10 protein-coding genes, 2 rRNA genes and 1 other annotated feature (1 of these 13 only partly in view) are annotated in these 12,720 nt (G+C 44.4%); all 12 genes read right to left on the bottom strand.

Going from position 1 to position 12,720, the window contains the following annotated elements; genetic code table 11:
* Positions 1–32: a binding site (T-box leader), on the bottom strand (it extends 187 nt beyond the left edge of the window).
* 44 nt (positions 33–76) lie between these two features.
* Positions 77–1,546 (bottom strand): glutamate--tRNA ligase, encoded by a 1,470-nt coding sequence (gene gltX, locus VKA52_RS08905; RefSeq protein ID WP_160916719.1) that lies wholly within the window; start codon positions 1,544–1,546, stop codon positions 77–79.
* Between the two features lie 57 nt (positions 1,547–1,603).
* Positions 1,604–2,794, bottom strand: coding sequence for a bifunctional 2-C-methyl-D-erythritol 4-phosphate cytidylyltransferase/2-C-methyl-D-erythritol 2,4-cyclodiphosphate synthase (locus VKA52_RS08900; protein WP_326315210.1), 1,191 nt, complete (start codon positions 2,792–2,794; stop codon positions 1,604–1,606).
* A gap of 98 nt (positions 2,795–2,892) precedes the next feature.
* The gene (locus VKA52_RS08895; protein ID WP_160916715.1) at positions 2,893–3,987 is read right to left on the bottom strand and encodes a PIN/TRAM domain-containing protein; all 1,095 of its coding nucleotides are present in this window, start codon (positions 3,985–3,987) and stop codon (positions 2,893–2,895) included.
* 154 nt (positions 3,988–4,141) lie between these two features.
* Positions 4,142–5,215, bottom strand: coding sequence for a DNA integrity scanning diadenylate cyclase DisA (disA, locus tag VKA52_RS08890; protein WP_206948234.1), 1,074 nt, complete (start codon positions 5,213–5,215; stop codon positions 4,142–4,144).
* Positions 5,216–6,595: a DNA repair protein RadA gene (gene radA, locus VKA52_RS08885; RefSeq protein WP_160916711.1), complete on the bottom strand. Its 1,380-nt coding sequence runs from the start codon at positions 6,593–6,595 to the stop codon at positions 5,216–5,218.
* Positions 6,596–6,856: 261 nt separating this feature from the next.
* Positions 6,857–9,316, bottom strand: a complete 2,460-nt coding sequence (gene clpC / locus VKA52_RS08880; RefSeq protein WP_160916709.1) for an ATP-dependent protease ATP-binding subunit ClpC — start codon at positions 9,314–9,316, stop codon at positions 6,857–6,859.
* An 18-nt stretch (positions 9,317–9,334) separates the two neighbouring features.
* Positions 9,335–10,405 carry a protein arginine kinase gene (locus VKA52_RS08875; RefSeq protein WP_160916707.1) on the bottom strand — a complete coding sequence of 357 codons (1,071 nt, stop codon included), beginning with the start codon at positions 10,403–10,405 and terminating at the stop codon, positions 9,335–9,337.
* A complete protein-coding gene (locus tag VKA52_RS08870) occupies positions 10,405–10,953 on the bottom strand; it encodes a UvrB/UvrC motif-containing protein (RefSeq protein WP_160916705.1) in 549 nt (182 codons plus the stop codon). The genes VKA52_RS08875 and VKA52_RS08870 overlap by 1 nt, the downstream gene beginning before the upstream one ends.
* A 20-nt stretch (positions 10,954–10,973) precedes the next feature.
* Entirely contained in the window at positions 10,974–11,438 is a 465-nt protein-coding gene (locus VKA52_RS08865; RefSeq protein ID WP_326315203.1) for a CtsR family transcriptional regulator, read from the bottom strand.
* A gap of 167 nt (positions 11,439–11,605) precedes the next feature.
* A complete protein-coding gene (locus VKA52_RS08860; protein ID WP_160916702.1) occupies positions 11,606–12,298 on the bottom strand; it encodes an MgtC/SapB family protein in 693 nt (230 codons plus the stop codon).
* Positions 12,299–12,383: 85 nt separating this feature from the next.
* Positions 12,384–12,497, bottom strand: a 5S ribosomal RNA gene (gene rrf, locus VKA52_RS08855).
* An 89-nt stretch (positions 12,498–12,586) separates the two neighbouring features.
* Positions 12,587–12,720, bottom strand: a 23S ribosomal RNA gene (locus tag VKA52_RS08850); the annotation flags it as partial.

The raw sequence follows: 12,720 nt of genomic DNA, 5'->3' as shown, positions 1-12,720 counted from the left end.
GGCCTCTTACTTCTCCTCATCAACGTTTCGTATAGGTATCTCTACTATATGATATTCTTTCCCACTTGTGAACGAATTAAGCTTGCAACTTGCTTAATACATCATTCAGACGAACCGTGACCGTTTCGAGTCCAAGCAAATGAATCGCATTCGGAAGTTCAGGGCCGTGGGTTTGACCGGTCGTTGCTACACGGACAGGCATAAACAACTTTTTCCCTTTATGCCCTGTCTCTTTCTGAACAGCTTTGATTTGCTTTTTAATGTTTTCAGGTGTGAATTCTTCAAGCTCATGAAGGTTCTTCTTGAACGTTTCCAATACTTCCGGTACTTGTTCTCCTTCAAGGACTTCCATCGCAGCCTCATCATACTGAATTTCCTGATTAAAGAACAATTCGGTCAGTTCGACGATTTCCGCTCCATAGCTCAATTGTTCCTGGTAAAGACTGATAAGCTCACGAGCCCACTTTCGATCTTCCTCACTCATATCTTCAGACAAGCGTCCAGCTTCAATTAAATGAGGCAGAGCAAGCTCAACAACGCGGTCCAAATCAGAAGCTTTAATGTACTGATTGTTCATCCACTTCAGCTTCGCCGGGTCAAAGACCGCTGGTGAAGTGGATAGTCGATCTGCATCAAAGATCTCCACAAGCTGATCCTGTGTGAATATTTCTTCTTCCCCGACTGGCGACCACCCTAGTAGAGTGATGAAGTTGAAGAGAGCTTCCGGAAGGTATCCTAGATTCTTATATTGTTCAATAAACTGAAGGATGTGCTGGTCACGCTTACTCAGTTTCTTACGCTCTTCATTGAGGATCAATGTCATATGACCGAACTTTGGAGCTTCCCAGTCGAACGCTTCATACACCATCATTTGCTTAGGTGTATTGGAAATATGCTCTTCCCCGCGAAGGACGTGTGTGATTTTCATTAAGTAATCATCAATCGCAACAGCAAAATTATACGTTGGAGTTCCGTTCTGCTTAACGATGACCCAATCACCAAAATCGCTGGACTCAAAAGTAATGTCCCCACGGACGATATCGTTGAACGTGTACGTATGGTTTTCAGGGACGCGGATACGAATACTAGGCTTACGGCCTTCCGCTTCAAATGCTGCGATTTGCTCTTCTGTAAGGTCGCGATGCGCACCAGAGTATTTCGGCGCTTCGCCACGTGCCATTTGCGCTTCACGTTCTGCTTCAAGCTCTTCTGATGTCATATAGCATTTGTAAGCAAGACCGCGTTCCATTAGTTCATCGACATATTTCTTGTAAATATCCAGACGTTCCATCTGACGGTAGGGACCATATTCGCCCCCTTTTTCTGAACTCTCGTCCCATTCAATACCCAACCATTTCAAGTAGTCGAGCTGGCTCTTTTCTCCGCCCTCGACGTTACGCTTTTCATCCGTATCCTCAATACGAATGACGACCTTTCCACCTGCGTTTTTCGCATAAAGGTAGTTGAATAGAGCTGTCCTCGCATTACCAATGTGAAGGTGCCCTGTCGGACTTGGTGCATAACGCACCCTTACTTCGTTAGACATAATTGTTCTCCTTTCCTGTTCCGGTCTATATCCTTGACTTATTTTATCACTTTTTGTTTAGGTATGCTGATTATTTTGCAAAAGGACGACCGCTTGTGCGGCAATTCCTTCCTTCCGGCCTGTAAAGCCGAGTTTTTCTGTAGTTGTTGCTTTCACGTTAATCCGTCCAGGTTCCACCCTAAGGAGAGAGGCGATGCTCTCACGGATTTGATCAATGTAGGGCGCCATTTTAGGAGCCTGGGCGATTACCGTACAATCCATGTTCCCCAGTTCATACCCACGCTCTGTCACGATATCCCACACGTGCTGAAGCAGTTTCCCTGAGTCTGCATCTTTGAATGCAGGATCCGTGTCTGGAAAATGTTTGCCGATATCCCCTTCACCAATTGCTCCAAGACACGCATCCGCAATCGTGTGAAGCAGGACATCTGCGTCTGAATGACCGAGCAGCCCCTTTTCATGTGGGATTTCGATTCCTCCGATGATACAAGGACGTCCTTCCGTCAATTGGTGTACATCAAATCCTTGGCCGACACGAAACATAGGTCCATCCTCCACCTTTCCATTTCTCTGATTATTCAAGTAAGCTTGGGCTTTATGTAAGTCTTCTGGAGTCGTAAGCTTGATATTGTCATAGCTTCCCTTCACGATGGACACTTCTTTATCCAACCTCTCCACGAGAGAAGCGTCGTCTGTGCCGTAGTATCTGCTTTTCCTCGCTCGTTCATGCGCTTCATAAATCAAATGATAAGAGAAGGCTTGAGGAGTCTGGGCCGCCCATAACGTACTTCTATCCAATGTGTCCAACCCATGATCTGACTTCTGCTTGATCGTATCCGTCACCGGTACGGCAAGAAGAGCAGCCTCTTTTTCGTATGTCGTCACCGACAGTTCGTGTAAGAGCTCCTGAGGGACAAACGGACGGGCCCCGTCATGAATAAACACAGGAATCCCTCTGTTTCGAACGGCCTGCAACCCTGCAAATACACTATCCTGCCTTTCTGCTCCTCCATTGACGAGGTGCACCGGCTGACGGAGCGGATATTCTTGTAGAAGCTCTTCCATCTGAGACCGTTCGCGTTCGTTAGTCACTAAGATCAACTCTTCACACCAATCATCCTTATCAAAGACGGAAAGGGTATGACAGATTAACGGTTGGTCACCGATTCTCAAAAACTGTTTGTTGTGGCCGGCGAGCATCCGCTTACCCTGCCCTGCCGCGAGTATAATGGCTGTATATTTTTTCATGCGTATCCATCCTACGTTTGTTTAGACGTTCATAAAATAACAAAAGCGATAACACGCATGTTATCACTTTTGTCATTCTCTATTTGTTTATACCGTTTTTACAAGGCTTTTTCAAGTGATTTCGGCTTTGCGAAAATCATACGACCGGCTGATGTCTGCAACACGCTGGTCACTACCACTTCAATTGTCTTCCCGATAAAGTCTTTCCCTTCTTCGACAACGATCATTGTGCCGTCATCCAAGTAGGCGACCCCTTGATTCTGCTCTTTCCCGTCTTTGATGACTTGAATTGTCATCTCTTCCCCAGGAAGAACGACCGGTTTCACAGCATTCGCAAGATCATTAATGTTCAAGACTTGAACATTTTGAAACTCACAAACTTTATTCAAGTTGAAATCATTCGTTACGACAATCCCGTCCATCACTTTCGCAAGCTTCACAAGCTTACTGTCTACTTCCTGAATGTCTTCGAAATCCCCTTCGTAAATCTCAACATTCACAGGAAGATCTTTTTGAAGACGGTTCAGGACATCCAACCCACGACGTCCACGATTTCTTTTCAGACCATCGGATGAATCAGCGATGTGCTGCAATTCTTCCAATACGAATTGTGGAATCACAATTGTTCCTTCAAGAAAATGTGTATCGCAAATATCCGCAATACGGCCATCAATGATGACACTTGTATCCAAGATCTTTCGTTTTGGAATCAAAGCAGGATCCAAGGTAGAATCCTCCTGAAGTTCTTCTTCTGGCTTCTTCTCTTTCCTTGAAACCAAGTTCAGGAATTCATCTTTCCGTTTAAAACCGACCTGAAACCCAAAGTAACCTAGTAAGAATGTTAAAAAGATCGGTACAACCTGATTAACTACTTGAATTTGGATATCTTGCACAGGGATGTTGATCAAGTAGGCGATAATCAGCCCGACTATCAAACCGAGACTTCCAAACAACAAATCTGCTACTGGGGCCCGGACGAGAGTGTCCTCGATCCACCTTAAAAAATCGACAATATAATCCACAATCCAAAAAGTAAATAAAAATAATATAAGTGCTCCTAGTACGGCCCCTAAGACAGATTGAATCCAATTCTGCCATGTCAGTCCCATGGTTGTGAACAACTCTGGAAAATAGAGGTAACCGATGGTTCCGCCGGTTATGACAATAAACAACTGTACGATACGTTTAAGCACTTGTATTCACCTCCTCAAACACAGTATGACCAAACCTAACAACCATTAACCATATAAAAAAGGAATGATGGTTTTTAACTTAGCACAACTTCCAAATTAAGTCAATGAGCAAACAGATAATCATACCATATTGTTCACAAATAAGTCAATATTCTTATATATGGCGATCTACGAACAACTGTTCTTGTATGCGATCAAGGCCATCTCTGATTTTCATCGCACGAATCTCTCCTACACCATCGACTTCAACAAGTTCTTTAGGAGAAGCCTGGATCAGCTCTTCCAACGTCCCAAACCTTTCTACCAAGTGTTCAATAATGAGAACTGGAAGTCTTGGGATACGACTTAAAATCCGGTACCCTCTGGGAACGATAGGGTCCGACAATTTCGTATTCGGTGAATACCCCATAAGTTTCAATACCTGCTCATCCGAGAGAAGTTCCGTATTGGTGATTTCCTGCATTTTTCTCAGAATATAATAAGGTTCATAATCCGGCCGCTTACTATAATCACGTAAAAGCAAAGTTGCTTCATCTTCAATATTCGAAACTAATTCCGTCAATTGCAGCTGAATCAAACGTCCTTCCGTACCGAGCTCATTCACATAGTTCAAGATCTCGGTCTTCGTCCGGAGCACCATTTCAATACGGTGGACGACCTGCACGACTTCCGAAAAGGAAACCATGTTTTCAAACTCCATGGCCCCAAGATTCGTCACACTTTGATCCAGCACATTTTTATACTTTTCCAACGTCTGAATCGCCTGGTTGGCCTTCGTCAAAATCACACCAATATCCTTGAGCGAGTAACGGAGAGAACCTTTATACAACGTGATTACGTTCCGTCGTTGAGATATCGCTATGACGAGAGCCCCTGTTTGTTTAGCCACCCGCTCTGCCGTCCGGTGCCTCATCCCCGTTTCCGTGGACAGGATATCCGGGTCCGGCATCAATTGTGCATTGGCATAAAGAATGCGCGTTCCTTCGTCATTTAAAATTAATGCCCCATCCATTTTCGCCAATTCGTAAAGGTGGGCGGGCGTGAAATCAGACTGGATATGGAAACCGCCATCCACGAGATCCCGCATATGATCTCCGTATCCAAGCACAATCAACCCACCTGTTTTTGCACGAAGGACGTTATCAATCCCATCTCTCAGTGGTGTGCCAGGGGCCACCAGCTGGAGAATTTCTCCGATTCCATTTTCGTTGATTTCATGCCATTCCATTTATGAATCCCCCAGTGTTACCTTCATCGCCTCCTGAACGGTACTGACACCGATCACTTCGATTTGAGAAGGAGGCGTCCAGCCATCCATGTTCTTCTTGGGAATGATGACCCTGTTGAAGCCTAATTTCGCCGCTTCCTGGACCCTTTGCTCAATTCTTGCAACTCTTCGTATCTCACCCGTCAAGCCAACTTCCCCAACGACCACATCATCTCCATTCGGAGACTGATTCCGGAAACTTGAGGCAATGCTGATCGCAACGGCTAAATCAATCGCCGGCTCATCCAATTTCACGCCACCAGCGACTTTTACGTAAGCATCCTGGTTCTGAAGCAGGAGCCCTGCTCTCTTTTCCAAAACAGCCATTAAAAGCGGTACACGGCTGTTATCAAGACCTGTAGCCATCCGTCTCGGGTTTCCGTATGCCGTAGGTGAGATCAAGGCCTGTATTTCTACAAGTACCGGTCTTGTCCCTTCCATGGAAGCCACCACGATTGAACCCGCAGCCCCTTGCGAACGTTCTTCCAGGAAAATTTCTGAAGGGTTCAGAACCTCTTCCAGGCCTTTCTCCTTCATTTCAAAGATTCCCATTTCATGAGTACTTCCAAAACGGTTCTTCACACTTCTTAGAATTCTGAATGTGTGATGCTGCTCTCCTTCGAAATAAAGGACGGCATCCACCATATGTTCAAGCAGACGTGGGCCGGCAATGGAACCTTCTTTAGTAACATGCCCCACGATGAAAATAGGGATACCTTTGCTTTTAGCGATTCTCATCAAGTGACTTGTACATTCACGAACTTGGGAAACGCTCCCCGGAGCAGAGGTCACATCTTCTTTGAAAATGGTCTGGATTGAATCTATGACCACAAATTTTGGTTCAATGTTTTCAATTTGGTTGATGACATCCTGTAAGTTTGTTTCCGGTAAAACATAGAGTTCATCGGATGTAATATCCAAACGCTCGGCCCGAAGCTTCGTTTGTCGCGATGACTCCTCCCCGGATATGTAGAGGACAGGAAAGTCTTTTTTCGCGATCTGTGCAGAGACCTGAAGCAAAAGAGTGGATTTACCGATTCCCGGATCCCCGCCAATCAAAACTAGAGACCCCGCCACGATTCCTCCACCTAACACCCGGTTAAACTCAGGCATATCTGTCGGCATACGTGGTTCTTTTTGCGACTTTATTTGTGTGATTTTTTCAGGTTTCGTTGTTGCGGAAGTGGAGCTTGTCTGAAACACATGTCTGGAATTCGCCGGAGCAGCTGTCATTTCTTCAACCAGCGTGTTCCATTGATTACACCCCGGACATTTTCCCATCCATTTAGGTGTCTCATACCCACATTCCTGGCAAACAAACTTCGTTTTCCTTTTTGCCAAGATTATCTCGCTCCTTATTCTTATTATTCTATACGTAAAAGATTGTGAATCAGTTTCACGATCTTATCAATTGTATTAAATCATTCTAGTAAAATCATAGCGGAAGAAGAAAAAAATCGGAAGGCAAACCCTTCCGATTTTTCTTAGGCTCTGTTCACTATATGATGAATTTCTATGAAGTAGAAGAAGGGGAGCAGCCCTTCATCCTCGTCATTTCCACCATCTGTGTGATCTGAGTCTTCCTGCTTCTATACAACTATTTTAATTCGTAGACTCTTGCTGGGTATGAACCACAAAGTTCTTATCATCATCAAGCTCAATTTTCACACTTTGCCCTTTGGCGATGTTTTCTTTCAAGAGTTCTTCTGAAAGCAGGTCTTCCACATTCTTTTGTATAGAACGGCGCAATGGACGTGCTCCGTATTCCGGATCGAACCCTGATTCTGCAATATGCTGAATAGCGGCATCCGATAAGACGAAGTCAATCTCTTGTTCTTTCAGACGTTTACGCAGTTCTTCGACCATCAATGTCACAATATCTTTCATGTGTTTTCTCTCCAGGGAGTGGAAAACAATCGTTTCATCGATACGGTTCAAAAACTCAGGACGGAACGCTTTCTTCAAAGCATCTGTCACTTTAGATTTCATATCTTTATAATCCTGATCGGTATCACCCATGGAGAAGCCAACATATTTGTTCTGTTTCAATTCTTGAGCACCGACGTTGGATGTCATGATCAGCACGGTGTTACGGAAATCTACGACGCGTCCTTTGGAATCGGTTAGACGACCATCCTCAAGAACCTGAAGCAAAATGTTGAATACTTCCGGATGCGCTTTTTCAATTTCGTCAAGCAGGACCACAGAGTAAGGCTTATTGCGTACTTTCTCTGTTAATTGGCCGCCTTCATCATAGCCGACATAACCTGGAGGTGAACCGACAAGGCGGGACGTACTGTGTTTTTCCATATACTCGGACATGTCGATTCGGATCATCGCATCTTCTTCTCCGAACATGCTCTCTGCTAAAGCGCGAGCGAGTTCTGTTTTACCGACACCTGTTGGTCCAAGGAAAATAAATGAACCGATTGGACGTTTCGGATCTTTAAGTCCGGCACGGGCACGGCGGATCGCTTTAGAAATCGCTTTGACCGCTTCTTCCTGGCCGATCACACGGTTGTGAAGAGTATCTTCAAGATGGAGAAGGCGTTCGCTCTCATCTTTCGTCATCTTGGAGACAGGCACTCCCGTCCATGTAGATACGACAGAAGCAATGTCCTCTACTGTAACTTCGGAATCTTCCTGCCCTTGTTTTTCTTTCCACTCATCTTTCGTTTGTTCCAACTCATCTCTCAAGCGCTGTTCACTGTCTCTTAAAGAGGCAGCTTTCTCAAATTCCTGACTCTGTACAGCAGCATCCTTCTCTTTCCGCACTTCTTCAAGCTTCTGTTCTAACTCTTTCAAGTTCGGTGGAGCTGTGTAGGAGCGCAGACGAACTTTGGATGCAGCTTCATCAATCAAGTCAATCGCTTTATCCGGCAAGAAGCGGTCTGTGATGTAACGATCAGAGAAACGGACCGCGGACTCGATTGAGTCATCCGTAATCGTTACACGGTGGTGTGCTTCATAACGGTCGCGAAGACCTTGGAGAATTTGGATGGATTCATCGAGGTTCGGTTCATCTACTTGGATAGGCTGGAACCTACGCTCAAGAGCAGCATCCTTCTCAATGTATTTGCGGTACTCATCGAGTGTCGTAGCACCGATACATTGCAATTCACCACGAGCAAGAGACGGCTTAAGGATATTGGATGCATCAATCGCACCTTCTGCCCCACCAGCACCAATTAACGTGTGCAGTTCGTCGATGAACAGGATGATGTTCCCTGCCTGACGAATCTCTTCCATCACTTTTTTCAGGCGGTCTTCAAATTCACCACGATACTTGGTCCCGGCAACGACGGTACCCATATCAAGGGTCATCACTCGTTTATCGCGAAGTATCTCCGGTACTTCATTATTCATAATCTGCTGTGCCAGACCTTCAGCGATGGCTGTTTTACCAACACCAGGCTCACCGACAAGAACCGGGTTATTCTTCGTACGACGGCTCAATACTTGAATGACACGCTCAATTTCTTTGCTTCGCCCGATGACAGGGTCAATGTTTCCCTCTTTCGCAATCGCTGTAAGGTCACGAGCCAGTGAATCAAGCGTCGGAGTATTAGCATTCGCTGCCTGAGCACCTGATCCGCCACCACGACGGTTTTGACCACCTGTGGACTCATTGTTCCCAAGCAATTGTAATACCTGCTGACGAGCCTTGTTCAAGCTTACACCCAGGTTATTCAGGACACGGGCGGCCACGCCTTCTCCTTCACGGATCAATCCAAGAAGGATATGTTCAGTTCCTACGTATGAGTGTCCCAGTTTACGAGCTTCATCCATAGAAAGCTCAATGACTTTCTTCGCACGAGGCGTATAATGAATCGTTTGGGAAACTTTCTCTCCCTTACCGATTAATTTCTCTACTTCCTGCTGGATTTTTGAAGACTCAAGTCCTAATGCAGTCAGAGCTTTGGCAGCTATGCCTTCTCCTTCACTAACTAAGCCTAAAAGGATATGCTCCGTACCAATGTTATTATGACCTAAACGAACAGCTTCTTCCTGTGCCAGCGCTAATACTTTTTGTGCTCTTTCTGTAAATCGCCCAAACATCATGGACATTCCCTCCTAACATTATTCTTCATTTTCTAATTGAAGTCGTTCGCGAATTAATGATGCTCTTCTTACATCCCTTTCATCAGGGGATAAAGGAGTTTTCGCGTATTGTTGCAAGAATCCGGGCTGTGTAAGAACCATCAATTCATTTAAAATCGTTCGCGGAATATGATCGATGAATCCTAGATCGATGCCAAGTCTCAAGTCAGAAAGGCATTTTGCCGCCTCCTTAGATTCTATGATTCGACTATTGGTCAATACACCATAGGAGCGAAAGATACGGTCCTCCAATTGAATACTCGAGCGAGCCATCAAGGCTTCTCTTGCTTTTCTCTCTTGTTCAATCAGCTGTTTGACGACACTGTGAAGGTCTTCAACAATATCCTCTTCTGATTTACCAAGGGTAATCTGATTGGATATCTGATAAATATTTCCAAGAGCCTCGCTGCCCTCCCCGTAAATCCCCCTCACCACAAGACCCAGTTGGTTAATGGCCGGCGTCATACGGTTTATTTGGTTCGTCATGGATAAGGCAGGCAAATGCATCATGACAGAAGCTCTCATTCCCGTACCCACATTAGTCGGACAAGCGGTTAAATATCCCCGTTTCTCATCAAAAGCATAATCCACTTTTTCTTCGAGCCAATCATCCAGTTGACTGGCTTGTTCCAGTGCCTGATCCAACTGAAAGCCGGGGAAATATAACTGTATGCGAATATGATCCTCTTCATTAATCATAATTGATACTTGTTCATTTTGTGAGATGAGAGACGCCGACTTATCCGCTTTTTCAGCTAAATGTGGACTGATCAAATGTTTTTCTACCAACACTCTCTTTTCAATAGGCTGTAAATCTTTCATCTGGACCAGCTCAAAGTCTTTATAATCTCTGAAAGACTTCTTTTGGAACTCTTGCTGGAAGAATTCCAACACTTTATTCAATGTCTCCTCTGAAGCAATGATAGGAAAAGGATGTTGTGAGAAATTACGAGCAAGTCGTATACGGCTGCTGAGTACAATATCGCTGTCCGGACCCTCTTGCTTCATCCACGGACTAATAGCTTCATTCATGAATTGCTGTAAAGACATTACTCATCACCATCCTCCCTATGATGCAGTTGACTTTCTAAAGATCTGATCTTATCTCTAACTTTCGCTGCCTCTTCGAATTCTTCCTGCTCAATTAATTGTCGAAGATTAGTTTTATATTCTTCCATCTCTTTTTTAAGATGTAAGTTTCCACCTTCCCTTTTCGGGATCTTTCCATCATGTCTTGTGTTCCCGCTGTGAACACGGCGCAGAATGGGATTCAGTCGTTCATCGAATGTTTTATAGCATTCTGCACAGCCAAACTTCCCTATCCTTGCAAACTCCTCGTAGCTCAGCCCGCAATTGGGACATTTCAGCATCGGTTTTTGAGTATATGAGTGAGCGCTCTGTCCTTTTAAAGGAGAAGGTCCCTCGGAATGGAACAGACCTGAAAGGAGATCATTCAAGGTGAAGTTCTCTTCCCCGTAATTCATGTACCCATTTTCCTTCGCACATTTTTCACATACATGGACTTCTGATTTTTGACCATTAATCACCTGCGTCAAATGGACGGTAGCAGGACGCTGATGACATTTCTGACACTCCATCTGAATCTCTCCCTTCTCACTCAACATTTATATTTAAGGGTGAATAGCATCGCTGTCATGATTCGGGCACGAACTTCATCGCGAAGTGGTAAAGAAAATGCAAGAACGTCGCGATCGATAACACTTGCCATCAGTTTGCTTTCCCGTTCAGTGATGATCTCATAATCTACCAGCCTTTCAAGAACATCAATGGCTTTCGTTTGGGAAACATGGGGGTTGATGAGATCCATCACCTCTTCAATCATTTCTGATCCTTTTCGGTACTGGATTCGGCTGATACGGATATACCCGCCGCCTCCCCTTTTACTTTCCACTATATACCCTTTTTCCACAGTAAAACGTGTCTTAATCACATAATTGATCTGTGAAGGTACACAATCAAATTTCTCGGCAAGTTCACTACGCTTGATTTCAATCGCCTGGTGTCGATTTTCATCTAAGATCTCTTTGAGATATTCTTCAATAACATCAGAGATATTCCGCATGCTCCCTCCCCCTTTTTTGACTTTGACTATCTTTGACTTTAATTTTATTATACTCATTTTTGTTTGTCATGCAACTTGTTTGTTTAGAAGAATTACATCTTCTATGTTTCCCCTTTTCATCATGAAATAAAACAAAAAAAGCTGCACAGAATCAACTGTGCAACTCTTTAGTACCGATGTCCACATTCTTCTACACCATCCATCAAAGACAGACGCTCTAAAAGAAGGGATCGATCATACCTTTGTCCTTTATTCAATTCAACGACGACCTTTTTTTGAGTTTGATCCAACGCAACAATATCTATTTTCCGGACATCCAACTTCATTTGTTCAAATACGGTCAACACTTTATTAACCGGAGCATCCTTACTTATGGTCACTTGAAAAATATTTTTTCGATTCCCATTGAACTTTTCTTTTTCAACCTTATTTAGAAAAACTAAGCTCATAAGCACAAAGATTGTTGTGACCGTCGCCACGTCATACATCCCTGCACCAACAACGAGGCCAATACCGGCTACCGTCCATATGGAAGCTGCTGTAGTTAACCCTCTAATAGTCATCCCGTTGACAATTATAGTGCCGGCCCCTAAAAATCCAATGCCGCTAATGACATAGGAAGGGATGCGGGCTGGATCGAAACGGACATGTTCATATTGATCAATAAACGTTTCAAAACCATACAAGGAAAGGAGCATCATCATACAAGCCCCCACCCCGACAAGAATATGGGTGCGGAAGCCAGCCGAATGATTCTTGACTTCCCTCTCGAAGCCAATCAACCCTGAAAGAAGGAGTGCAAAAAATAACCGGAAAACAAATAAAAGAATGTCGTCATGAAAGAAATATGACCAGTTCAAACGATCCCTCCTTTCTTTTATGTCTATGTTTAATGAAGTTGATATAGAAAAAAACCAGAAGAATGATCTTCTGGTTTTTCAAGTGATGTGGCGGCGTCCTACTCTCACGGGGGTAAACCCGACTACCATCGGCGCTGAAGAGCTTAACTGCTGTGTTCGGCATGGGAACAGGTGTGACCTCTTCGCCTTCACCACCACATCAATATAAAGTTTGAGGTGAACCCTCAAAACTGGATAAGGAAACATCTTGTTTGAAAAGCAACGTTCTTTACGAATGATTATAATCAGATAGATAAGTCATCGATCCATTAGTATCCGTCAGCTCCACGTGTCACCACGCTTCCACCTCGGACCTATCAACCTCATCGTCTCTGAGGGATCTTATTTGCTTAAAGCAAAGGGAAATCTCATCTCAAGGGGGG

The organism is Halobacillus sp. HZG1 (assembly GCF_035818575.1).
Taxonomy (GTDB): Bacteria; Bacillota; Bacilli; order Bacillales; family Halobacillaceae; genus Halobacillus; species Halobacillus litoralis.
The sequence above is the reverse complement of the archived record's forward strand: the minus strand, read 5'-3'. Positions and strand labels throughout refer to the sequence as shown.

Bases quoted from the DNA above. Each gene is read 5' to 3' on its own strand.
- gltX (WP_160916719.1), bottom strand. From the start codon at position 1,546: ATGTCTAACGAAGTAAGGGTGCGTTATGCACCAAGTCCGACAGGGCAC.
- VKA52_RS08900 (WP_326315210.1), bottom strand. From the start codon at position 2,794: ATGAAAAAATATACAGCCATTATACTCGCGGCAGGGCAGGGTAAGCGG.
- disA (WP_206948234.1), bottom strand. From the start codon at position 5,215: ATGGAATGGCATGAAATCAACGAAAATGGAATCGGAGAAATTCTCCAG.
- clpC (WP_160916709.1), bottom strand. From the start codon at position 9,316: ATGATGTTTGGGCGATTTACAGAAAGAGCACAAAAAGTATTAGCGCTG.
- VKA52_RS08875 (WP_160916707.1), bottom strand. From the start codon at position 10,405: ATGTCTTTACAGCAATTCATGAATGAAGCTATTAGTCCGTGGATGAAG.
- VKA52_RS08870 (WP_160916705.1), bottom strand. From the start codon at position 10,953: ATGGAGTGTCAGAAATGTCATCAGCGTCCTGCTACCGTCCATTTGACG.
- VKA52_RS08865 (WP_326315203.1), bottom strand. From the start codon at position 11,438: ATGCGGAATATCTCTGATGTTATTGAAGAATATCTCAAAGAGATCTTA.